This window comes from Pseudomonas sp. LBUM1657 (assembly GCF_059716075.1).
Map to the genome: position 1 here is coordinate 5,245,266 of NZ_CP166799.1, position 23,036 is coordinate 5,268,301.

Annotated in this window: 24 protein-coding genes; 9 read left to right on the forward strand and 15 right to left on the reverse strand. The window is 58.8% G+C overall.

What is annotated here, in order from left to right:
* Positions 1 to 131 precede the first annotated feature (131 nt).
* The 7 genes from dsbC to ffh form a co-directional block, all read right to left on the reverse strand.
* Complete coding sequence (dsbC, locus tag ACA055_RS24255; RefSeq protein WP_497680929.1) at positions 132 to 863, reverse strand: bifunctional protein-disulfide isomerase/oxidoreductase DsbC; 732 nt, start codon at positions 861 to 863, stop codon at positions 132 to 134.
* 267 nt (positions 864 to 1,130) lie between these two features.
* Positions 1,131 to 2,027: a site-specific tyrosine recombinase XerD gene (xerD, locus tag ACA055_RS24260; protein ID WP_497680930.1), complete on the reverse strand. Its 897-nt coding sequence runs from the start codon at positions 2,025 to 2,027 to the stop codon at positions 1,131 to 1,133.
* Positions 2,028 to 2,196: 169 nt separating this feature from the next.
* Positions 2,197 to 2,547, reverse strand: coding sequence for a 50S ribosomal protein L19 (rplS, locus tag ACA055_RS24265; RefSeq protein WP_003175895.1), 351 nt, complete (start codon positions 2,545 to 2,547; stop codon positions 2,197 to 2,199).
* 45 nt (positions 2,548 to 2,592) lie between these two features.
* Positions 2,593 to 3,345: a tRNA (guanosine(37)-N1)-methyltransferase TrmD gene (gene trmD, locus ACA055_RS24270; protein WP_149419047.1), complete on the reverse strand. Its 753-nt coding sequence runs from the start codon at positions 3,343 to 3,345 to the stop codon at positions 2,593 to 2,595.
* Between the two features lie 2 nt (positions 3,346 to 3,347).
* Positions 3,348 to 3,887, reverse strand: a complete 540-nt coding sequence (gene rimM, locus ACA055_RS24275) for a ribosome maturation factor RimM (RefSeq protein WP_497680931.1) — start codon at positions 3,885 to 3,887, stop codon at positions 3,348 to 3,350.
* A 5-nt stretch (positions 3,888 to 3,892) separates the two neighbouring features.
* Positions 3,893 to 4,144: a 30S ribosomal protein S16 gene (gene rpsP, locus ACA055_RS24280; RefSeq protein WP_007944872.1), complete on the reverse strand. Its 252-nt coding sequence runs from the start codon at positions 4,142 to 4,144 to the stop codon at positions 3,893 to 3,895.
* Between the two features lie 250 nt (positions 4,145 to 4,394).
* Positions 4,395 to 5,771 (reverse strand): signal recognition particle protein, encoded by a 1,377-nt coding sequence (ffh, locus tag ACA055_RS24285; protein ID WP_497680932.1) that lies wholly within the window; start codon positions 5,769 to 5,771, stop codon positions 4,395 to 4,397.
* Between the two features lie 210 nt (positions 5,772 to 5,981).
* Between ffh and ACA055_RS24290 the strand changes: the two genes are divergently transcribed.
* The 5 genes from ACA055_RS24290 (at position 5,982) to rlmF (ending at position 13,954) form a co-directional block, all read left to right on the forward strand.
* Positions 5,982 to 6,794 carry a cytochrome C assembly family protein gene (locus tag ACA055_RS24290; RefSeq protein ID WP_497680933.1) on the forward strand — a complete coding sequence of 271 codons (813 nt, stop codon included), beginning with the start codon at positions 5,982 to 5,984 and terminating at the stop codon, positions 6,792 to 6,794.
* A gap of 12 nt (positions 6,795 to 6,806) precedes the next feature.
* Complete coding sequence (locus ACA055_RS24295) at positions 6,807 to 8,051, forward strand: transporter associated domain-containing protein (protein WP_497680934.1); 1,245 nt, start codon at positions 6,807 to 6,809, stop codon at positions 8,049 to 8,051.
* Between the two features lie 244 nt (positions 8,052 to 8,295).
* Complete coding sequence (locus ACA055_RS24300) at positions 8,296 to 9,612, forward strand: MFS transporter (RefSeq protein WP_497680935.1); 1,317 nt, start codon at positions 8,296 to 8,298, stop codon at positions 9,610 to 9,612.
* 205 nt (positions 9,613 to 9,817) lie between these two features.
* Positions 9,818 to 12,664, forward strand: a complete 2,847-nt coding sequence (locus ACA055_RS24305; protein ID WP_497680936.1) for a valine--tRNA ligase — start codon at positions 9,818 to 9,820, stop codon at positions 12,662 to 12,664.
* 267 nt (positions 12,665 to 12,931) lie between these two features.
* Positions 12,932 to 13,954: a 23S rRNA (adenine(1618)-N(6))-methyltransferase RlmF gene (rlmF, locus tag ACA055_RS24310; RefSeq protein ID WP_497680937.1), complete on the forward strand. Its 1,023-nt coding sequence runs from the start codon at positions 12,932 to 12,934 to the stop codon at positions 13,952 to 13,954.
* A 145-nt stretch (positions 13,955 to 14,099) separates the two neighbouring features.
* On the opposite strand, the gene ACA055_RS24315 is transcribed toward rlmF, so the two are convergent.
* The gene (locus ACA055_RS24315; protein WP_007905514.1) at positions 14,100 to 14,381 is read right to left on the reverse strand and encodes an HU family DNA-binding protein; all 282 of its coding nucleotides are present in this window, start codon (positions 14,379 to 14,381) and stop codon (positions 14,100 to 14,102) included.
* A 396-nt stretch (positions 14,382 to 14,777) separates the two neighbouring features.
* Here ACA055_RS24315 and yejK point away from each other — a divergent pair, with 396 nt between their 5' ends.
* Together yejK and ACA055_RS24325 are read left to right on the forward strand one after the other, a co-directional pair.
* Positions 14,778 to 15,782, forward strand: a complete 1,005-nt coding sequence (yejK, locus tag ACA055_RS24320) for a nucleoid-associated protein YejK (protein ID WP_007905511.1) — start codon at positions 14,778 to 14,780, stop codon at positions 15,780 to 15,782.
* A complete protein-coding gene (locus tag ACA055_RS24325) occupies positions 15,782 to 16,132 on the forward strand; it encodes a glutaredoxin family protein (protein ID WP_497680938.1) in 351 nt (116 codons plus the stop codon). The genes yejK and ACA055_RS24325 overlap by 1 nt, the downstream gene beginning before the upstream one ends.
* Before the next feature lie 99 nt (positions 16,133 to 16,231).
* Here the strand turns inward: ACA055_RS24325 and ACA055_RS24330 are convergent, their stop codons facing one another.
* The 5 genes from ACA055_RS24330 to ACA055_RS24350 form a co-directional block, all read right to left on the reverse strand.
* Positions 16,232 to 17,167: a glutathione S-transferase family protein gene (locus ACA055_RS24330; protein ID WP_497680939.1), complete on the reverse strand. Its 936-nt coding sequence runs from the start codon at positions 17,165 to 17,167 to the stop codon at positions 16,232 to 16,234.
* An 88-nt stretch (positions 17,168 to 17,255) separates the two neighbouring features.
* Positions 17,256 to 17,567, reverse strand: a complete 312-nt coding sequence (locus tag ACA055_RS24335; RefSeq protein WP_497684480.1) for a GIY-YIG nuclease family protein — start codon at positions 17,565 to 17,567, stop codon at positions 17,256 to 17,258.
* A 39-nt stretch (positions 17,568 to 17,606) separates the two neighbouring features.
* Positions 17,607 to 18,077: a nuclear transport factor 2 family protein gene (locus ACA055_RS24340; protein ID WP_497680940.1), complete on the reverse strand. Its 471-nt coding sequence runs from the start codon at positions 18,075 to 18,077 to the stop codon at positions 17,607 to 17,609.
* Positions 18,078 to 18,176: 99 nt separating this feature from the next.
* Positions 18,177 to 19,484, reverse strand: a complete 1,308-nt coding sequence (locus ACA055_RS24345) for a CynX/NimT family MFS transporter (RefSeq protein ID WP_497680941.1) — start codon at positions 19,482 to 19,484, stop codon at positions 18,177 to 18,179.
* A complete protein-coding gene (locus ACA055_RS24350) occupies positions 19,474 to 20,133 on the reverse strand; it encodes a FadR/GntR family transcriptional regulator (RefSeq protein ID WP_497680942.1) in 660 nt (219 codons plus the stop codon). Before ACA055_RS24350 ends, ACA055_RS24345 begins: the two co-directional genes overlap by 11 nt.
* A 167-nt stretch (positions 20,134 to 20,300) precedes the next feature.
* Between ACA055_RS24350 and ACA055_RS24355 the strand changes: the two genes are divergently transcribed.
* Positions 20,301 to 20,612 carry a type II toxin-antitoxin system MqsR family toxin gene (locus tag ACA055_RS24355; protein ID WP_497680943.1) on the forward strand — a complete coding sequence of 104 codons (312 nt, stop codon included), beginning with the start codon at positions 20,301 to 20,303 and terminating at the stop codon, positions 20,610 to 20,612.
* Entirely contained in the window at positions 20,609 to 21,097 is a 489-nt protein-coding gene (locus ACA055_RS24360) for a type II toxin-antitoxin system MqsA family antitoxin (protein ID WP_497680944.1), read from the forward strand. The genes ACA055_RS24355 and ACA055_RS24360 overlap by 4 nt, the downstream gene beginning before the upstream one ends.
* A 64-nt stretch (positions 21,098 to 21,161) precedes the next feature.
* Here ACA055_RS24360 and ACA055_RS24365 read toward each other — a convergent pair whose 3' ends face one another.
* Together ACA055_RS24365 and ACA055_RS24370 are read right to left on the reverse strand one after the other, a co-directional pair.
* Positions 21,162 to 21,926 carry an amino acid ABC transporter ATP-binding protein gene (locus tag ACA055_RS24365; RefSeq protein ID WP_008053474.1) on the reverse strand — a complete coding sequence of 255 codons (765 nt, stop codon included), beginning with the start codon at positions 21,924 to 21,926 and terminating at the stop codon, positions 21,162 to 21,164.
* Positions 21,927 to 21,937: 11 nt separating this feature from the next.
* The gene (locus ACA055_RS24370) at positions 21,938 to 23,035 is read right to left on the reverse strand and encodes an amino acid ABC transporter permease (RefSeq protein WP_497680945.1); all 1,098 of its coding nucleotides are present in this window, start codon (positions 23,033 to 23,035) and stop codon (positions 21,938 to 21,940) included.
* Between the last annotated feature and the right edge of the window lies 1 nt (position 23,036).

Consider the following 23,036-nt stretch of genomic DNA (forward strand, 5'->3'; position numbering starts at 1 on the left):
GAACTCCCCATAAAACGGCCGACTCAAGGCCGGCCGTGGTAACAGCCGCATGCTCGCGGCTCTCTATTAATGGCCCGGCGAACAATGCCGCCGAACCATGATCGTCAAAGGCTGACCGTGACGATGCGAATTTATTTCGCGTCCAGCGCCAGTTTGGCGACTTGTGGCGCAGGCTGGTAGCCCGGAATGACCTGACCATCAGCCAAAACGATGGCCGGTGTACCGTTCACGCCAATCGACTGACCGAGGGCGAACTGCTTGGAAACCGGATTTTCGCACTTGGCGGCCTTGATTTCCTTACCGTCGACCATTTTGTCCATGGCCGCTTTTTTGTCTTTCGAGCACCAGACCGCTTGCAGTTGTTCGTCTCCCGGCGAGCCGAGGCCCTGGCGCGGGAACGCTACATAACGCACTTCGATGCCGCGCTTGTTCAGCTCAGGCACTTCGGCATGCAGTTTGTGGCAGTACGGGCAAGTAGTGTCGGTGAACACGGTGATGTGCGATTTGGTTTCGCCGATCGCCGGGTAAACCACGGTTTCAGCGATCGGGATTGCGTTGACCAGTTTGGAAACGCCCAGGCGTTCGGTCTTCTCGGTCAGGTTGACCGGCTTGCCGTCCTTGAGCTGGAACATATAGCCCTGGACCACGTACTGGCCATCGGCACTGGCATAGAGCACGCGACTGCCTTGAAGCTTGACTTCGTACAGACCAGGCAATGGACTGGCCGAAATGCTTTCTACCGGAACTTCGAGCTGGAGGTTTTCCAGGCTTTTACGAATGGCTTTGTCGGCCGCGTCATCGGCGACGGCAAAGGTGCTGACCAACGCAATGGCTGCGGCGGCGAAAATCTGGGTCAGACGCATGAGAACTCCTGAAGGCGGACAAATGGGACGATCAGAACGCCCGTGCCGAAACACCGGGTCATAACCGCCCATCGTGCAAACCGGCAAAGCCTACCACATAAGGCCCGTGGGGCCGACTCTCGGTGATGCAAGGCATCGTGAAGACGCTGGGGTTTTATGTGGGAGCGGGCTTGCTCGCGAAAGCGGTGTGTCAGGCAGCATTAATGGTGGATGTCAGGGCCTCTTCGCGAGCAAGCCCGCCCCCACATAAAATCACGCGCAGATCGGTTAACCGCGCGGATGGTGTTTGGCGTGCAGATCCTGCAAGCGTGCGCGGGCGACATGGGTGTAGATCTGGGTGGTCGACAGGTCGCTATGGCCGAGCAGCATTTGCACCACCCGCAAGTCGGCGCCATGGTTGAGCAGGTGCGTGGCAAAGGCATGTCGCAGCGTGTGCGGCGACAACGACTTACCGATCCCTGCCACCTTGGCCTGGTGCTTGATGCGATGCCAGAAGGTCTGGCGCGTCATCTGCTCTCCACGCTGGCTGGGAAACAGCACATCGCTGGGGCGCCCGCCGAGCAGCTCGCCACGGGCATCACGCATGTAGCGCTCGATCCAGACAATCGCCTCCTCGCCCATCGGCACCAACCGCTCCTTGCTGCCCTTGCCCATCACTCGCAGCACACCTTGACGCAGGTTGACCTGCTCCAGCGTCAAGCTGATCAGCTCCGTTACCCGCAAGCCGCAGGCATAAAGCACTTCGAGCATGGCGCGGTCTCGCTGACCGATGGCTTCGCTCAAGTCGGGTGCGGCCAGTAGCGCCTCCACATCAGTTTCCGACAAGGATTTGGGCAACGGCCTACCGAGCTGCGGCATATCGACGCGCAGGGTCGGATCGACGGCAATCAGCTTTTCCCGCAGCAGATAGCGATAGAAGCCACGCACGCCGGAGAGAAATCGCGCAGTAGAACGGGGTTTGTAGTTTTGCTCCAGACGCCAGGCCAGGTGATCGAGGATCAACTCGCGTCCGGCGTTGATCAATTCCAGGCCTTTTTCCTGCAGCCAGCCGTTGAACAGGGCGAGATCACTGCGATAGGCGTCACGAGTGTTATCGGAAAGGCCTTTTTCCAGCCACAGGGCGTCGAGGAATTGGTCTATCAAAGGATGATCGATGGCGGGCATAAAGGCTCAAGCAACTGGAAAACTGACGGCTAGTCTTTCATAGCCCGCTCGTTCGCGGAACCATTACGCGCCCTCGGGCTGCATAACCGGGCAATACGGTAGGGGCAATAAACTCCAGGCAACAAAAAAGCAGCCCGTAGGCTGCTTTTTTCTGCATCGGAAGCTGGACTTAAGCCAGTTTTTCCTTGATGCGAGCTGCTTTACCGGACAGGTCACGCAGGTAGTACAGCTTGGCTTTACGTACGTCACCGCGACGTTTAACGGCCATGCTGTCGATTTGCGGGCTGTAGGTCTGGAAAGTACGCTCTACGCCAACACCGTTGGAGATTTTACGAACGGTGAAAGCACTGTTTACGCCGCGGTTACGCTTGGCGATTACAACACCTTCGAACGCTTGCAGACGCGAACGGTCGCCTTCCTTCACTTTCACCTGAACGACAATGGTGTCGCCCGGGGCAAAGGTAGGGATCTCTTTGGTCATCTGCTCTGCTTCGAGTGCAAGGATGATTTTGTTAGTCATGCTGTGCTCCTAAGGTAAATCGTCGGATCTACCATCGATACGTTGTTAACTATCGTCCCGCTCGCGGATGTATTCCTCGAGCAGCTTCTTCTCTTCTCCAGAAAGCGAGCGGCTTTCCAGAAGATCGGCGCGTCGTTCAAAGGTCCTACCAAGGGACTGCTGTAAACGCCAACGCCGGATATGCGCGTGATTGCCACTTAGCAATACGTCGGGAACACGCTGATCCGCATACACCTCCGGTCGGGTGTAGTGCGGGCAATCCAGCAAACCATCCGTAAAGGAATCTTCCTCTGCGGAGTCCGCATGCCCTAAAGCTCCAGGCAGCAGTCGTGTAACCGCATCGATCAGGACCATCGCCGGCAGCTCGCCGCCAGACAGTACATAGTCGCCAATCGACCACTCTTCATCGACATGAGCATCAATAAATCGCTCGTCAATGCCTTCATAACGGCCGGCAATCAGGATCAATGCATCCAGATTCGCCAACTCGCGTACCGCCGACTGAGTCAGTTGACGGCCTTGGGGGGACAGGTAAATTACCTTCGCCGCCTCCCCGGCTGCTGCCTTGGCCTGAACCAGAGCATCTTCCAGGGGCTTGATCTTCATCACCATGCCCGGGCCACCGCCAAATGGGCGATCATCCACAGTGTGATGTCGATCCGTTGTGTAGTCTCGCGGATTCCAACAGGTCAGCTGCAAGAGCCCCTGTTTCACCGCTCGGCTAGTGATGCCGTAGTCGCTGATGGCGGAAAACATCTCGGGAAACAAACTGATCACTTCTACGCGCAAATTAGCCACGTTTAGAAGTCCGCGTCCCAATCCACCTTCATCTCACCTGCGGCCAGGTCGACGGCCAACACGCATTGCTCTGTATAGGGCAACAGGCGTTCGCGATCATCCAGGCTGCCAGCGCAAGGCTTGACTACCATGACATCGTTCGAGCCAGTCTCTAGCAGGTGATCGATTTTCCCGAGCAGTTGCCCGAGTTGGTCGATGACCTTGAGACCTTCCAGCTGGTACCAGTAGTACTCGCCGTCGGTCAGATCTGGAAACAGGTTACGCGGCACGCAGATCTCATAACCGGCCAAAAGACGAGCTTCTTCACGATCATCGAGACCCTTGAGCTTTGTGACCAGAAACTTGCCGTTATGTACACGGCCGCTGACCAGCTCTACCTGCTTTACATTACCGTCACGCTTGAGCGTCCAAGTTTTGTAGTCCAGCAGGTTTCCAATTGGATCAGTAAAGGAAAAGACCTTCACTTCGCCGCGAACACCGTGAATCGAATAGATTTTGCCGATAACGATCAAATCATCAGCAATGGCTGGCGTCGCGTTCATATTGCTCAGGCCGCAGCCTTAGCAGCGTCCTTCAACAACTGAGCAACACGCTCAGAAGGTTGTGCACCAACGCTCAGCCAGTAGGCTACGCGCTCTTGGTTCACGGACAGACGAACTTCTTGACCACGAGCAACAGGGTTGAAGAAACCAACCTGTTCCTTGTGCGAACCGTCGCGCGGGTTGCGGCTGTCGGTTACGGTCAAGTGGTAAAACGGGCGCTTTTTGGAGCCGCCAAGGGCAAGACGGATTGTTAGCATGTGAACATCGTTCCTGTAGTCGGTGCTGCAAATCTAAAGGCACAGCGGGCATAGGTGCCCGAAAGGCCGCATATTCTAAGGAATATCCGGACTTTTGCAAATGTCTTTTTCCGACGGTCTTTCGGCCGCCATCAAGATTTGCTATAGAGCCGTCGTTGAAAACGGCCAGTCAGCTCCCGCCAAGTGCGGGTTTGCTGGAGATCCCACTTCCGTGTGGGTCTGCGCCGACATGTCTGCCGGCGCGGATTCTTTACATCTTGGGCATGCCGCCGCCGGGCAACATACCGCCCATGCCGCGCATCATTTTGGCCATTCCGCCTTTCGCGGAGAATTTCTTCATCATCTTCTGCATCTGTTTGTGTTGCTTGATCAAGCGACCGATGTCCTGCACCTGGGTGCCGGAACCCATGGCGATCCGGCGCTTGCGCGAACCACTGATCAGCTCAGGGTCGCGGCGCTCGGCCGGGGTCATGGAATTGATGATGGCTTCCATCTGCTTGAATTGCTTCTCTGCCGCGCCCTGGGCATTGCCCATCTGCGCCAGGTTCACGCCGCCGATGTTCGGCAGTTTGTCCATCAGGCCGCCGAGGCCGCCCATGCTCTTCATCTGTTGCAGCTGATCGCGGAAGTCTTCGAGGTCGAAGCCCTTGCCCTTCTTCAGCTTCTTGGCCAGTTTGTCGGCCTTGTCCTTGTCGAGGGTCTGTTCGGCCTGCTCGATCAGGCTGAGCACATCGCCCATGCCGAGGATGCGTGAAGCAATGCGTTCAGGGTGGAACGGCTCGAGCGCTTCGCTCTTCTCGCCCATACCGATGAATTTGATCGGCTTGCCGGTGATCGCACGGACCGACAGTGCGGCACCGCCACGGGCGTCGCCGTCGACCTTGGTCAGGATCACACCGGTCAGCGGTAATGCATCGCCAAAGGCCTTGGCCGTGTTGGCGGCGTCCTGGCCGGTCATGGCGTCGACCACGAACAGGGTTTCGACCGGGTTGATCGCGGCATGCAACGCCTTGATCTCGCCCATCATCTCTTCATCGATGTGCAGGCGACCGGCGGTATCGACGATGACCACGTCGATGAATTTGAGTTTTGCTTCCTTAATAGCCGCTTGCGCGATGTCGACCGGCTTCTGGCTCAGGTCGGACGGGAAGAAGGTAACGCCGACTTCACCCGCAAGCATTTCCAGCTGCTTGATCGCCGCCGGACGGTAAACGTCCGCGGACACGACCATCACCGACTTCTTCTTGCGCTCTTTAAGGAAGCGCGCGAGTTTGCCGGCGGTGGTGGTTTTACCAGCGCCTTGCAAACCGGCCATCAGCACGACGGCAGGAGGAACGGCGCTCAGGTTCAGGTCTTCATTGGCCGCGCCCATCAGGCTTTCGAGCTCGGCCTGGACGATCTTCACGAAGGCCTGGCCCGGCGTCAGGCTGCGCGACACCTCAGTGCCGACAGCGCGTTCCTTGACCGAATTGACGAAGTCCTTCACCACCGGCAGGGCGACGTCGGCTTCGAGCAACGCCATGCGCACTTCACGCAGGGTGTCTTTGATATTGTCCTCGGTCAGCTTGGCCTTGCCGGTGACATGGCGCAGCGTCTGCGAGAGACGGTCGGTTAAGTTTTCAAACATTGCGCGATCCTTTCAGGCCCTGTGTAGACCGGGATAATGGCGGCCCAGACCGGAATCAACATGTGCTCGGCGAGCCTGCGGCGTGGGCAGGTCGCGGATTATAGCGAAGACTGCGCCTGGCGGACACCTCGCTGTCAGGTTGCATGGTCTTTCGTGCGATGTGGGTTCTATGCCAAACTCAGCGCCTTTCGGGCTTGCCTAACAGGATTTATGCTCCCCTTGTCACCCAGCTTGCTTACCACCCTCGCCGCCGCCTGCTTATATGCCGCTGCGACTCTCTATCAGGGCACTCGTCTGGCCACTGGCGCCAAGGCGAACAAGCGCCTGCTGGTCACGCTCGGCGCACTGGCGGTGCTGGCTCACAGCGCCAGCCTGTTCGCCCATCTGCTGACGCCGATCGGTCTTGGCCTGGACTTCTTCAGTGCCGCCAGCCTGATTGCCGCAGCGGTCATCGCCCTGACCCTGCTGGCCTGCTCGCGGATACCGGTGGAGAACTTGCTTATATTACTGTTCCCGCTCGGTGCCGCGACCGTGCTGCTGGCGCAGTTCGCCCCCGCCGGCACCGTGCAGATCATCGACGAAGAACCGGGCATCCTCGCCCACATCCTCTTGTCGATCCTCGCCTACGGCATGTTCACCATCGCGATGTTCCAGGCTTTGCTGCTGCTGGTTCAGGACCATCAGCTCAAACACAAGCACCCGTCCGGGCTGATCAAGAATTTCCCGCCACTGCAAACCATGGAAAGCCTGCTGTTCGGCTTCCTCTGGGCTGGCTGGACCCTGCTGTCGCTGTCGCTCATTTCCGGCTGGCTGTTCGTCGACAACCTGTTCGCCCAGCATCTGGTACACAAAACCTTGCTGGCCTGCCTGGCCTGGATCGTCTTCAGCGTGCTGCTCTGGGGCCGTAACCGTCTCGGCTGGCGCGGACACAAGGCCATTCGCTGGACCCTCGCCGGTTTCTGCCTGCTGATGCTGGCGTATTTCGGCAGCAAGCTGGTCCGTGAATACATCCTGCACATCTGACGGGCGGCATTAATGGACGAATTGCCCATAGGGCCGATGCTTGCAGTAGTGGCCCTGCTGATTTTATGGTCGGCACTGTTTACCGCCATCGAAGCTGCGCAACAGCACTTGCTGGCCCAGCGCAACGCCTCGCGCTCCAGCGACAAACCGGTGGCGAAGCTGAGCTTTGCGCTCAACAGTTTGATCTTCTGCAATACCCTGTGCCGTGCGCTCGTGGTGGTTATCTGCACCTTACTGGCGATTTTCACCTGGGCGGAAAACGGTCCATGGGCTGCTTGCCTTGGGGCCGGGGCCGTTCTACTGGTATTGGCCGATTACCTGCCGCGCACCCTCGCCGTCCGCTATCCGGATGCGATCCTGGCCCTGGGCAATACCTTGCTGCGCACGCCGCTGAAAATCATTTACCCGGCGGCCTGGCTGCTCAATGGCATCAGCCTGTTGTTGATGCGACCTTTCGCCCGCAAAGTCAAAGTGGTGCAACAGAGCGAAGACGAAGCACCGATAGATCGACAGAACGATCACGAACACACCGTTTGCCGCCCACACCCGCTGTCGGGCATCCACGCGCTGGACAACATCACGGTCAACGACATTCTGGTGCCGCGTAGTGATGTCGACGGGATCAACCTCGACGACTCCCTCCCGGACATCATCGAGCAACTGCGCAACAACAAGCGCACGCGCCTGCCGGTGTTCCACAGCGACATCAACCAGGTCGAAGCGGTGCTCAACACCCGCCAGATCCGCCACTTGCTGGCCGATGCGAGCCTGACCATGGAAGCACTGCTGGCAGCCAGTCACGAACCGTACTTCGTGCCGGAAAGCACCCCGCTGCAGCTGCAACTGCTGAACTTCCACAAGCAGCAGCGGCGCCTGGGCATGGTGGTCGACGAATATGGCGAAGTACTCGGCATCGTGACCCTGGAAGACATTCTCGAAGAGATCGTCGGCGAATTCGAAAGCCAGCACAGCCTGGACAATCCGCATATCCATCCGCAGGCCGACGGACGACTGGTAATCGATGGCGCCGCTTCCATACGCGACCTGAACAAAAGCCTCGGCTGGCACTTGCCCAGTGACGGGCCAAAAACCCTCAATGGCCTGGTGACCGAAGCGCTGGAAACGATTCCGGAAAGTGCGGTGTGCCTGAAGATCGGGCGTTATCGGCTGGAAATTCTGGAGACAGAAGACAATCGCGTCAGCCGGGTTTTGATATGGCATAACAGCTCGGTTCCCACCGCCGCCCCCATCCGCTAGCTCTTTTTTACCTCTTCCTTGTTCGATAGATAGCTGCCTTCCTATAATCGAGCCGCTTACCCAAGCCCCGCCGGACCATGTGCTTATCCCGCACTCCGCAGCTTCCGGCCAGACCATCGGCAATATCCGCATCACACCGACGACTGTTCCTACCTTGAACAGCGACGTATTTCAGCCCACATCCCTGGGTGTTAGACCATAATAATTCGCTCCACTGGGGCACATGACTGTCAGGGATAACCGCATGACGACCAGCACGACTTATACCGAAACCACGCCTGCGCAACCGACGAACTCCGCCACTCGAGTGGCCACGGCAAGCTTTATCGGTACTGCGATCGAGTTCTACGACTTCTATGTCTACGCCACTGCGGCGGCATTGGTGATCGGTCCGGTGTTCTTCCCCCAGACATCCGGCACCGCCCAGATGCTCTCGGCGTTCCTCACCTTTGGTATAGCTTTCCTCGCCCGACCGCTGGGTTCTGCGCTGTTCGGCCACTTCGGCGACCGGATCGGCCGTAAATCGACCTTGGTTGCTTCCCTGCTGCTGATGGGTGTCTGCACCACGCTGATCGGCGTGCTACCGGGTTACGACAGCATCGGGGCCTGGGCGCCGATCCTCCTCTGCGTGCTGCGCTTCGGCCAGGGTCTTGGGCTGGGCGGTGAATGGGGCGGCGCGGCATTGCTGGCGACGGAGAATGCACCCAAGGGCAAACGCGCCTGGTTCGGCATGTTCCCGCAGCTCGGCCCGTCAATCGGCTTCCTGGCGGCTAACGGTCTGTTCCTGACATTGGCCATGACCCTCGACGACGAGCAGTTCCGCTCCTGGGGCTGGCGGATTCCGTTCCTGCTCAGTGCAGCGCTGGTGATGGTGGGCTTGTACGTACGCCTCAAGCTCCACGAAACCCCGGTATTTGCCAACGCAATGGCCCGCCAGGAACGGGTGAAGATCCCGCTGGTCGAGCTGTTCAGCCAGTATTGGGCGCCGACGCTGCTGGGTGCTGGCTCGATGGTGGTGTGCTACGCGCTGTTCTATATCTCGACGGTGTTTTCGCTGAGTTATGGCGTATCGACCCTTGGTTACAGCCGCGAAACCTTCCTCGGCCTGTTGTGCTTTGCGGTGCTGTTCATGGCCGCCGCCACGCCGCTGTCGGCCTGGGCCAGTGACCGTTACGGACGCAAACCGGTGCTGATCATCGGCGGTGTGTTGGCGATGTTGTCCGGATTCTTGATGGAACCGCTGCTCACCCAAGGCTCGACCTGGGGCGTGGCACTGTTCTTGTGCATCGAACTGTTTCTGATGGGCATCACGTTTGCGCCGATGGGCGCGTTGCTGCCAGAACTGTTTCCGACCCACGTGCGCTACACCGGCGCATCGGCGGCCTACAACCTGGGCGGTATTGTCGGAGCCTCGGCGGCACCGTTCTTCGCACAAAAACTGGTGGCGATGGGTGGCTTGGGTTATGTCGGCGGGTATGTATCTGGGGCGGCGGTGCTCAGCTTGATCGCGGTGCTGTGCCTGAAGGAGACACGCCATAACGATTTGAATCGCATCGCCTGATACATCGCTATCGCGTGCCATTCAGTTAAGCGAAATCCAAGTGGGAGCAAGCCCGCTCCCACAGGATTTGCGCTGATCGCCCTGGTGCCCTCAATTGATCACCAATTTTCTCCCACCCGTTGTCACCTCGCTCTACGCGCATCGGAACATCCCCGCTATACTTGCCGGCTTTTCCTGAATAAATGCCAATAGGGTCCCGCCGCGCATGGATAAGACCTACCAGCCGCACGCCATTGAAACTTCCTGGTACAACACCTGGGAGTCAGAGAATTACTTCGCCCCGCAAGGCGCGGGCGAGTCCTACACCATCATGATCCCGCCGCCGAACGTCACCGGCAGCCTGCACATGGGTCACGGCTTCAACAACGCGATCATGGACGCACTGATCCGTTTCCGCCGCATGCAGGGTCGCAACACCCTGTGGCAGCCGGGTACCGACCACGCCGGTATCGCTACGCAAATGCTGGTGGAGCGTCAACTTGAAGCCCTGGGCCAGAATCGCCACGACCTGGGCCGCGAGAAATTCCTCGATAAAGTCTGGGAATGGAAGGATCAGTCCGGCGGCAACATCAGTCGTCAGATCCGTCGCCTCGGCTCGTCCGTCGACTGGAGCCGTGAGCGCTTCACCATGGACGACGGCCTCTCGGAAGCGGTTAAAGAAGCTTTCGTGCGTCTGCACGAAGACGGCCTGATCTACCGCGGCAAGCGCCTGGTCAACTGGGACACCAAGTTGCACACGGCGATTTCCGACCTCGAAGTGGAAAACCACGACGAGAAAGGTTTCCTATGGAACCTGAAGTACCCGCTGGCCGACGGCGCCAAGACCGCTGAAGGCAAGGATTACCTGATCGTCGCGACCACTCGCCCGGAAACCATGCTCGGCGACGCCGCCGTCGCTGTGAACCCGAACGATGATCGCTACAAAGCCCTGATCGGCAAATTTGTCGAGCTGCCGCTGGTCGGCCGCCGCATCCCGATTATTGCCGACGATTACTGCGATCCTGAGTTCGGCACCGGCTGCGTGAAAATCACCCCGGCCCACGATTTCAACGACTACGAAGTCGGCAAGCGCCACAACCTGCCGCTGCTGAACATCTTCGACAAGAACGCCAATGTTCTGCCAGCGGCCCAGGTGTTTAACCTGGACGGCACGCTGAACACCGAGGTCGACGGCAAACTGCCAGCCGAATACGCAGGCCTGGACCGTTTCGAGGCGCGCAAGCAGATCGTGGCAGCATTCGAAGCCGCCGGCCTGCTGGTCAGCGTCGACGACCATGCCCTGAAAGTGCCAAAAGGCGATCGCTCCGGCACCATCATCGAGCCGTGGCTGACCGACCAGTGGTACGTTTCCACCAAGCCGTTGGCCGAGCCGGCCATCGCTGCTGTTGAAGACGGCCGCATCCAGTTCGTGCCAAAGCAATACGAAAACATGTATTTCTCGTGGATGCGCGACATCCAGGATTGGTGCATCAGCCGTCAGCTGTGGTGGGGCCACCGGATTCCGGCTTGGTACGACGAGTCGGGCAAAGTCTACGTGGGTCGCGACGAAGCCGAAGTCCGTGCCAAAAACAACCTCGGGCCGGACGTTGCGCTGCAACAGGACAACGATGTTCTCGATACCTGGTTCAGTTCGGGCCTGTGGACATTCTCCACGCTTGGCTGGCCGGAGCAGACCGAGTTCCTGAAGAAATTCCACTCCACCGACGTCCTGGTGACCGGTTTCGACATCATTTTCTTCTGGGTTGCCCGGATGATCATGCTCACCATGCATTTGGTGAAGAACGAAGACGGCACGCCGCAGGTTCCGTTCAAGACCGTTTACGTTCACGGTCTGGTGCGCGATGGCCAGGGCCAGAAGATGTCCAAGTCCAAGGGCAACGTCCTTGACCCGCTGGACATCATCGACGGTATCGAACTCGAAGACCTGGTGCAGAAACGCACCTCGGGCATGATGCAGCCGAAACTGGCGAAGAAAATCGAGAAGCAGACCCGCGACGAGTTCGCCGACGGCATCGCCAGCTACGGCACCGACGCCCTGCGTTTCACGTTCTGCTCGCTCGCGTCCACCGGTCGTGACATCAAGTTCGACATGGGCCGCGTCGAAGGCTATCGCAACTTCTGCAACAAGATCTGGAACGCCGCGCGCTACGTGCTGGACAAGGGCGAGGACTGCGGCCAGAACGGCGAAGCCTACGAGCTGTCCCTGGCGGATCGCTGGATCATCTCGCAGCTGCAACGCACCGAAGCCGAAGTGACCCGTCAACTCGACCAGTTCCGTTTCGACCTGGCCGCCCAAGCCTTGTACGAGTTCATCTGGAACCAGTATTGCGACTGGTACCTGGAGCTTTCCAAGCCTGTCCTGTGGGACGAAAACGCGCCGGTCGAACGTCAGCGTGGCACCCGTCGCACGCTGGTTCGGGTGCTTGAAGTTGCTCTGCGCCTGGCGCACCCGTTCATGCCGTTCATCACCGAAGAAATCTGGCAGCGCCTCGCGCCGCTGGCCGGTATCGAAGGCAAGACGATCATGCTGCAACCTTGGCCAGTGGCCAATGAAGAGCGCATTGATCCAGCCGCCGAAAACGACATCGAATGGCTCAAGGGCCTGATGCTTGGCACGCGCAATATCCGTGGCGAAATGAACATCGGTCCGGGCAAGCCCCTGAACCTGTTCCTGAAAAACGTCAGCGCCGAAGATCAGCGTCGTCTCACCGAGAACGAAGCCCTGTTGAAGAAACTGGCGCGTCTGGAGTCGATCACCGTTCTGGCTGCTGGCGAAGAAGCGCCATTGTCTGCCACTGCGCTGGTAGGCGAAATGGAAGTGCTGGTACCGATGGCCGGTCTGATCGACAAAGACGCCGAACTTGCACGTCTGGACAAGGAAATCCTGCGTCTGCAGGGCGAAGTTCAGCGGGTCGGTGGCAAGCTGTCCAACGCCGGTTTCGTCGACAAGGCCCCGGCCGAAGTCATCGAGAAAGAACGCGCCAAACTGGCTGAAGCCGAACAGGCTTTGGGCAAGTTGGCCGAGCAGCATGCGCGGATTGCCAGCCTGTAACGGCAAATCGCTATGAAAGAGGGAGATCCGAGTGGTCTCCCTTTTTTATGCCTGCCGCTTCCCCCAAACACCACAAATCCCCTGTGGGAGCGGGCTTGCTCGCGAAGGCGGTTTATTACATGCGCCATCAATGTCGGCTGTCACACCGCATTCGCGAGCACGCCCGCTCCCACATTGGCCCAGCATTGGTCACCCGATCGCAGGCAACACCGATCAAGTGTGGGACAATACCCGCCACTTTCAGCCATACCCGAATCGATCACACCCATGAACGCCCCCCGCACACCAAGACCTGCGCGTAAAAAGCCTGAATCCGCGACCCCGGCCAAAGCCGTGGAACCGCGCGAGAAGGCCAGCCTGCATCCGCGCAATCGCCATCAGGGTCGCTACGACTTCCCGGCACTGATCAAAACCACGCCAGAACTGGCGAAGTTCGTGATCATCAATCCATACGGCAAGGAAAGCATCGACTTCGCCAGCCCGGACGCAGTGCGGGTGTTCAACCGGGCGCTGCTCAAGTCGTTCTACGGCGTGGCCCACTGGGACATCCCGGCGGATTACCTGTGCCCACCGGTTCCCGGCCGTGCCGACTACGTGCACTTCCTGGCCGACCTGCTGGCCAGCGTCAACGACGGGGAAATCCCTCGCGGCGCGCCGGTCAAGGTGCTCGATATCGGCATGGGAGCCAACTGTGTCTATCCGTTGATTGGCTACAGCGACTATCGCTGGCACTTCCTCGGCTCGGAAATCGACCCGACGGCCGTCGCCGCCGCCAAAGCCATCGTGCAGTCCAATGGACTGAACAAAGCCATCCAGTTGCGCCAACAAAACAATCCCAAGCACATTCTGCTGGGCTTGCTCGAACCCGGCGAACGCTTTGACCTGACCATGTGCAACCCGCCGTTCCACGCCTCGATGGACGAAGCGACCAAGGGCAGCGAACGTAAATGGCGTGCCTTGGGCCGCGCCGACCCGAAACGCAAGCTGCCGGTGCTGAACTTCGGCGGTCAATCGGCAGAACTGTGGTGTGAAGGTGGCGAAGCACGATTTGTGACGCAACTAATCGCCGAGAGCGCGCACTTTCAACACAAAGTGCTGTGGTTCAGCACCCTGGTCTCGAAAGCTTCGAACCTGCCTGCGATCCAGACGGCGCTGAAAAAGGCCGGCGTGCTGGAAAGCCAGGTCGTGGAGATGTCACAAGGGCAAAAGCAAAGCCGCTTTGTCGCCTGGACCTTCCAGACCAAATCCGAGCAGCAGACCTGGCGAGAGCGTTGGGTAAAGAAAAGCTGAGTAACTGACCGACGCAAATCAAATGTGGGAGCGGGCTTGCTCGCTCCCACATTGGTTTAGCGGTGTTTGCGGGTCAATCGCTCAAATCGCAGACACAAAAAAACCGTGCCCGGATTGCTCCGGAGCACGGTTTTTTTACTGCGTCTTACTTGTTAACAGCGTCGGTCAGGCCTTTGGCCACAACCAGCTTGATAACTTTCTTGGCAGCGATTTCGATGGCAGCGCCAGTCGAAGGGTTACGGCCAGTACGGGCAGGGCGCTCGGTCACTTTCAGTTTGCCGATACCTGGCAGGGTGATTTCGCCGCCGTTTTCCAGCTGATCAGCAACGATTTGGCCCAGTTGGTCCAGAGCGTTACGCGCGGTGGTTTTTGGCGCGTCGATAGCTTCAGCGATGTCGGCGATCAGTTGGTCTTTAGTAAGAGCCATGTAGTGTTCCTTCCCTATCAAATTCATATGGATTGCAGAGTGCAGTGTCAGCCATCGAGCCCTATCTTTTGGATCTGGCACCCTCGGCCAAATAACCACGGGATCGGGGTTATAGATACCGAAATCAGGGTTTGGTTCGACCTGACAAATGCTGAATGCACGCTTAACGCAGTGACTTCGCGTAAGACCGGGCAAAACTAGCACAGAGACGGGGAAATATCCGCCTCTAGCTACCCATTTGGTCAGCTTTATTGCTCTAAACCAGCAAAAAACAGCATAAGCGCCAGCGCGCACCCTCCAATTGCCCTTCGCAACACGCCAAAACCAATGGTTGCGGTACACTGGGCGCTTTTTCGGGGGAGCACGCCCTCCTCTCATCAATCAGCCGAGAAGCCCATGCCGATCCGTCATTGCATCGTCCACCTGATCGACAAAAAACCCGACGGCACACCTGCAGTTCTCCACGCCCGCGACTCTGAATTGGCCGAGTCGAGTGCCATCGAGTACATGCTTGCCGACCTCAACGAGAGCTATAACGCCAAACAAGGCAAGGCCTGGGGTTTCTTCCACGCCGAGTCCGGGGCGCATCCGTTCAGCGGCTGGCTGAAGGAATACCTCGATGGAGGCAAGGATTTCACGGCGTTCAGCCGGGTGGCGGTGGAACATCTGCAAAAGCTGATGGAAGAATCGAACCTCTCGGTGGGCGGCCACGTGCTGTTTGCGCATTATCAGCAGGGCATGACCGATTACCTGGCGATTGCCCTGCTGCACCACAGCGAAGGCGTTGCAGTGACCGATCAACTGGACGTGACCCCGTCCCGGCACCTGGACTTGGGCCAGTTGCACCTGGCGGCACGGATCAACGTGTCCGAGTGGCAGAACAACAAACAGTCCAAACAGTACATTTCGTTCATCAAAGGCAAGAATGGCAAAAAGGTCTCGGAGTATTTCCGCGACTTCATCGGCTGTCAGGAAGGCGTCGACGGCCCCGGTGAAACCCGCACCTTGCTCAAGGCCTTCAGCGACTTCGTCGAAAGCGAAGACCTGCCGGAAGAGTCCGCCCGCGAGAAAACCAAGACCCTGGTGGATTACGCGAGCAGCCAGGCAAAAATGGGCGAGCCCATGGGCCTGGAAGAACTCTCCGGACTGATCGATGAGGAGCGCCCGAAGGCGTTCTACGATCACATCCGCAACAAGGATTACGGCCTGTCGCCAGAGATCCCGGCGGATAAACGCACCCTGAACCAGTTCCGCCGCTTCACCGGTCGCGCCGAAGGCCTGTCCATCAGCTTCGAAGCGCACCTGCTGGGTTCGAAGATCGAGTACGACGAAGAAGCCGGCACGCTGATCATCAAAGGCCTGCCGACGCAGCTGACCGACCAGCTCAAGCGACGCAACTGATGCTCGGCGGCGTCCTGAAGAAATGTCTGCTGATCCTGCTGGTGATCGTGGTCTATCAGAACTGGGGCAAGATCGAGCGGGTGTTTAACCCGTCGCAAGTTGTGTCCGAGCAGACTCAGGCCAAGGCCAGCGTTGTGCTTTACGCCACTGAATGGTGTGGCTACTGCAAATTGACCCGGCGCTTTCTTGATCAGAAAGGCATTCCGTACAAGGAATTCGATATCGAGAAGGATGCCGAGGCGCGCCAGGCCTATGAGGCGTTGGGCGGCGGCGGGATCCCGATCATTGATGTGAACGGGACGCTGATTCGCGGGTATGACCCGGACGCGATTCTTGCCGCATTGAAATAACTGTGGGAGCGGGCTTGCTCGCGAAATCGGTGTATCAGTTACCAATAATGCCGACTGGCACACCGCCTTCGCGAGCAAGACCGCTCCCACAGTTGTCCGTCAGCGTGCCTCGATGCGGAAGCCCAACCGCGGAAAGTGCACATGCACCACGACGCCACGTTCGTCCTCACGCCGCAGAATCAATTCTTCGCTGCCCGCAAACAGCAACTCACCGACCACCGGATCAACACCGTAATCGGTAGCCGCGATCACCACCTGCTGACCCGCCTCAAAACCATTTGGCTCGTCGAACTGCTCATCCGGCAATTCCGCTGGCACGGCGTTGCGCGCGACCTCCAGCGCCTCCTCGGACGTCATCTCGCTGAACGCACCATGACCGAAGCCCATCACGCGACCCAACCACGCCGAAACCGCCGGCCAGGCATCGACCAACGGTGACGTCACAGGTGTCGCTTTGAGGAACCACAACGGATGGGCCAGGGCAAAGTCGGCAATCGACGGCTCGCCGAACAGGAAATCGCCCTGCTCACGCTGAAGCTGTTGCTCCAGACGCGCCATGATGGTCGGCCATTGATGCCGGGCTTGCTCGGCCGACAACCGTGTAGCGCTGCCACCGCTGAAGAGCCCGGCGCGATCGGCAATGAACGCCTTGATCGTTTCCGGCGACAGATTGCCGAAGCGTACGGCGATCGATTCCGGCTGAAACACCAGGCTGACCGCATGTTGGAATACCACCGAATCAGCCCAGGCGGCGAAGGTCGCGGCGATCATTTCCTGACCTTCCGGGAAGAACGCTGGCAGGGCTTTCTCTTGCTCCAGACGGCGAGCGATCAGCGCGGTGTCGCAATAGATATCCGCGCCAACCTGCAACACCGGCGTCTTGCGATAGCCGCCAGTCAATGCGGTCAGATCGGGTTTTGGCATCACCGGCGCAATCTTTACCGAGCGCCAGGACAACCCTTTGAAACCCAACAGCAAGCGGGCTTTTTCAGCAAAAGGGGACGTCGGGTAATGATGGAGAATCAACTCTGACATGCTCGGCTCCGCCGCACGGACTAGGAATCCCAGCTTAGCGCGCAATCCATAGGCAGCCTACAGGGTCTGCCTGATGGGAACTGATCAGTCAGATTGATAAGCCCTTGGCAGCACTCGCCACCAGACATTCCTTAGCGCTTTTCTTGAGTTTTTTGATCAGCCGTTCCTGACGCAACGCTTCGCTTCTGTCGCGGCAGATCTCGGTGTAAACCAATGCTACCGCGGGGCTGGAAAGAAAAAAGCGCGCGCCCTTGCCGCTCTGGTGAGTGGCGAATCGGCGAACGGGATCGTCGCTGATCCCGCAGTAGAGCGAACCGTTGGCCGCACGAACGAGGTAGACGAACCAGGGTTTGCTCACCGGAGTATCGGCGTCGACGGGGATTTCGCTGAGGGTGGTCACGTGACGATCAAGCTTGAAAGGAAACAAGCCGCGATCTTATCAGCGACTGGCCTGGAATGCCTTCAACCCCTTCAAGGCCTGAGCGCGAACGGCGTTTCTGACCGCTGGCGACCAACCCAGCAACAGCCCCTTGAAACCCAGCGCCTGCCGGGACCAGGCCCACATATCAAAGCTGTCGTGATGTTCGCAGATCTTGCCGTCGCGAAACACGAAACGCGCCTGGATGTCATTGACCACGGTATTACCGGTCTGGCTGAACAGGTATGTCGCCACCCAGTGAGCGCCGCCGGTGCGTTCATCGCTGCGCACATCATCGAACGTCAGGGAGAAATCCTTGGCTCGGGTGGTGAGCATGCGCCACATATCACCGGCATCGCGGCCGCGCAGTTCGCCAAACGCAGGATCACTGAACACCACGTCGTCGGTGTAGCAGGCGCTCATGCCCTCGGCATCCAGCCGCTGGAAGGCTTGGTAGAACTGGGTGATCAATGCGTTGTGGGCATCGCTCATGGACAGGCTCCGATCGTTTGAAAGATGCCTGAACGATAGTCTGCAACGGCGTGAAAAACTATCGGCATTCGTGGCCCGAATACCGAGAGTACGCGGTTGTCAGACCTTTTCGCTTTCCACCTGAACGTACAGCGAGCGCCCGGCGCCGAGACCGGCGAGGATCGCGCCGAGGCCGATGACGCCGAAGATCCAGCCCAGCGCGGTCCAGCCACCGGTCCAGTCATGCACGATGCCGACTGCGAACGGCCCCATGGACGCCAGGGTGTAACCGAAACCCTGGGCCATGCTCGACAGGTTCGCCGCTACGTGGGCGTCCCGCGAGCGCAGGACGATCAGGGTCAACGCGAGGCTGAACGTGCCGCCCTGCCCCAGCCCCAGCAAGATCGCCCAGCTCCACAGACCTTCGATCGGAGCGTAGAGGCAACCGAACAAACCACCGAGAGTCAGCGCCATGACGATCACGATCGCCAGGCGCTGATCCTTGCCGCGAGTCGCCAGCCATGGCGCCGCCAACGAACTGGCCAACTGAATGAGCACCGAACCCGACAGCACCAGGCCGGCCTGGGTCGGCGTCAGGCCGCGACCGATCAGGATCGACGGCAACCAGCCAAACACAATGTAAGCCAGCGAGGATTGCAGACCCATGTACAAGGTCACTTGCCAGGCCAGCGGGTCACGTAACAGCCCGCGGACGCGGTACGCAACGTGATGTGCGCCGTGTTTCTGGCCGACTTGCGGCAACCAGAAAATCGCCGCGACCAGCGCCGGAACCACCCAGAAGCCGAGGCCCAACGCCCAGCTCTTGCCGAAATGCTCGCTCAGCGGCACGGTCGCGCCGGCCGCCATCGCAGCGCCCAGACAAAGAGCCATGGTGTAGACACCGGTCATGGTTCCGGCCTGTTTGGGGAAGTCGCGCTTGACGATGCCCGGCAACAAAACACCGATCACACCGATGCTGGCACCGGCCAGGACGCTGCCGGCAAACAGGCCGATCTCGCCAAAGGAACTGCGCAAAATGATCCCACCGGCCAGCATCAGCAAAATGCCCAGCACCACGCGTTCAGCCCCGAAACGTCGTGCCAGCAGCGGCGCCAAGGGCGCGAACAAGCCCAGGCAGAGTACTGGCAAGGTCGTCAGCAAACCGGCCTGGGCCGCCGACAAACCGAGGGTTTTCGAAACCTCACTGAGCATCGGCGCCATGCTCGACAACGCCGGACGCAGGTTCAGCGCCACCAGAATCAGACCGAGCAACAACAGCCAAGGCCGCCGCAGGAGCGGGTGACTTTGCTGGACCTGTTCGTCATCGGCCTCGGCGTCGATCAGCAGCTCTTCGAGCTCTGCCGTGCGCTTGGGTGGGGTGATGTGGTTGTGGCTGCTGGACATGGCTTTCTCGGTTTCAAGGTTCATTGATCAACTGCCTCGACAGGGCTTTGGCCCGTTCCGGATCGCGTTGCTCGACGGCATCCAGCAATTCGATATGAAGGTCAAACACCGCTTGGCGTCGGGGGTTGATGTTCAGCGTCTGGCGCAAATGCGCGCCGACAATGCTGGAGAAATAGCGATACAGCTCGCTGAGTGTCGGGTTGTGCGCGGCATCCACCAGACGACGGTGAAACACCAGGTCGCAAGCGATGTAGGTGTCGAGATCGCCGTGGTAGTGGCTGCCACTGACGCCCAGCGCTTCGCGCAACGCCGCCAGGTCTTCGTCAGTGCGACGCAGCGCGGCCAGTCCAATGGCCTCGACCTCAAGGATGTGCCGGGTCTCTCGAGCCTGCTCATGGGTGCAACGGGACAATGCCTTCATGGTATCCAGCGGATCGATCACGGACCGCAGGTAACTGCCGTCACCCTGACGAATCTCGATCAATCCGGAGAACGCCAGCACGCGCATGGCTTCACGAACGGTGTTGCGGCTGATGCCTAGCTCCGCAGAAAGCTCAGGTTCGCTGGGCAAGCGCTGGCCCACTGTCCAGACACCTTCGGTGATGCGCAGGCGCAACTGGTCCAGGGCCTGGTCGACCAAGGAGCGTTTAATTAACGGAGAAATGTCTGACATAAGATTCGCCCTTTCATCCAATCATAGGATGAATTTTCTGACATGTTAGTCAGCTTCACGTAGGACGGCAACCGCCTACGGTCATAGGGAGGGAAATTGGGCGGGATTTTCGATTAGTCAAAATTACCCTTTAAGGGTAATTTAAGGGATAGGGTTTACGGTTTCTTATGGAAAAGAACACACCCCATTACGACTTGTCGGTCGTTAAGGAAGAAGTCATCAGGCGAGGAGCCAAAGCCTTTACTGGAAGCGCAATGAGTTCGGGCAAGCGCATGGGGCTGAACCTTCAAGACATGCAACAAGCGGTTTGCTCACTGGAGCGCCGGATGCTCTACAAGTCGATGACTTGCTATACCGATCACCGAAATTGGCAGGACGTTTATCACACTGCATTTCATGACCTGGAGCTTTACATCAAAGTGACCTATTGCCCCAACGGCGGGCCTCCGGTGATCTCTTTCAAGGAGAAGAACTTATGAATACGCGGCAATGCATGAGTTGTGGCGCTCAAGACGCAATGCAACATTTCGAACGTCGCAGTCTCGCTGTCGATTACAAGAACGTTTCTCGATGGGTGCATGATATTGCCGGCTGGGAGTGCAAGGTCTGCAGTGAGATCATTTTCGATAACGATACTGACAGCGCCGAGCGCTACTCCGACGCTGGCGATCAGCTACTCGAAGATTGCTTTCAGATCATGGGCGCCGAGATGAAACGTATCCGTCGCAAACTGCACCTCACGCAGAAGGAAGCGGTGAAGCTGCTTTCCGGCGCTGGTCACAACGCCTTTTCACGATACGAGCGCGGGGAACTTCCCCCACCTCAAGCTTTGTTCACGCTAATGCGCCTGTTGGATCGTCATCCTCACTTACTCGCTGAAATACAAGCGATGAACGAAGGCACTGAATTGAAGCGGCTACTCGCCGCACGCTTCCCGGAACAGGAAACGGTGCAGGCATCCTGATCTCGAATATCAGACAAAAATAAACCCGGAACACGTCCGGGTTTATTTCACTGCCAAGTGCCGATCAATGCAGAATCTGGCTCAGGAACAGCTTCGTGCGCTCGTTCTGCGGGTTATCGAAGAAGTCGTTCGGCGCAGCCTGTTCGACGATTTCGCCCTTGTCCATGAAGATCACGCGATTAGCCACGGTGCGGGCGAAGCCCATTTCGTGTGTCACGCAAAGCATGGTCATGCCGTCTTCGGCCAGGCCGATCATGGTGTCCAGAACTTCTTTCACCATCTCCGGGTCGAGTGCCGAGGTCGGTTCGTCGAACAGCATGATTTTCGGTTTCATGCACAGGGCACGAGCAATCGCCACACGCTGTTGCTGACCGCCGGACAGTTGCCCCGGGTATTTATGCGCCTGCTCCGGAATGCGTACGCGCTCCAGGTAATGCATGGCGATTTCTTCGGCCTTGCGCTTGGGCATCTTGCGCACCCACATCGGCGCCAGGGTGCAGTTCTGCAAAATGGTCAGGTGCGGGAACAGGTTGAAGTGCTGGAACACCATGCCAACTTCACGGCGGATCGCTTCGATCTGCTTGAGGTCGTTGGTCAGCTCCACGCCATCGACCACGATGCGGCCCTGCTGGTGTTCTTCCAGACGGTTGAGGCAACGGATGGTGGTGGATTTGCCGGAACCCGACGGGCCGCACAGGACGATACGCTCGCCTTGCTTGACGTTCAGGTTGATGTCTTTCAACACGTGGAACTGGCCATACCACTTGTTCACGCCCTGCATCTGAATAATGCCTTCAGGGCTCACAGGCTGTTTGATCGCTTCACTCATAAATTACGCTCCTAACGCTTGTGGCCTGTGTCCAGCTTACGTTCCAAATGCATGGAGTAGCGGGACATACCAAAACAGAAAATCCAGAACACCAGGGCTGCGAACACATAGCCTTCAGTGGCCATGCCCAGCCATTTCGGGTCGGCGGCGGCTTGCTTGACGCTGTTGAGCAGGTCGAACAGGCCGATGATGATCACCAGGCTTGTGTCCTTGAACAGCGCAATGAAGGTGTTGACGATGCCGGGGATTACCATCTTCAGGGCTTGCGGCAGAATCACCAGGCCCATGCTGCGCCAGTAACCGAGGCCCATCGCTGCAGCCGCTTCGTACTGACCTTTGGGAATCGCTTGCAGACCACCGCGCACCACTTCGGCCACGTAGGCCGACTGGAACAGGATCACGCCGATCAGCGCCCGCAGCAGCTTGTCGAAGTTCATGCCTTCAGGCAGGAACAACGGCAGCATCACCGAGGACATGAACAGCACCGTGATCAACGGCACGCCGCGCCAGAATTCGATGAAGGTCACGCAGACCACACGAATCGCCGGCATGTTCGAACGACGGCCCAATGCCAGGACAATACCCAGCGGCAGCGCACCGGCAATACCGACGGTGGCGATCACCAGGGTCAGCATCAGGCCGCCCCACTGACTTGTCGCCACGGCGCTCAGGCCGAACACGCCGCCGTGCAGCAGGCACCAGGCAACAATCGGATACACCACCAGAAAGCTCAGCCCGTACACCGCTTTACGCGGGAAGCGCGAGATGAACAGCGGTGCCACGCCGATAACCGCCAGCCACACGGTCAGGTCCACGCGCCAGCGCAGGTCCACCGGATAGTAGCCGTACATGAACTGGCCGAAGCGCTGCTGGATGAACACCCAGCAGGCGCCCTCCTTCGTGCAGTCGGCCTGGCTGGTGCCGACCCAGTTGGCGTCGATAATCGCCCACCCCAGGATCGGCGGGACCACCAGGTAAATCAGATAGAACGCAAACAAGGTCAGCAGGGTGTTGAGCCAGCTGGAGAACATGTTGGCGCGCATCCACGCCACGACACCGATACTGCGGTTCGGGGGTGGCATGTCAGGTTTGAAAGTATGAGTACTCATG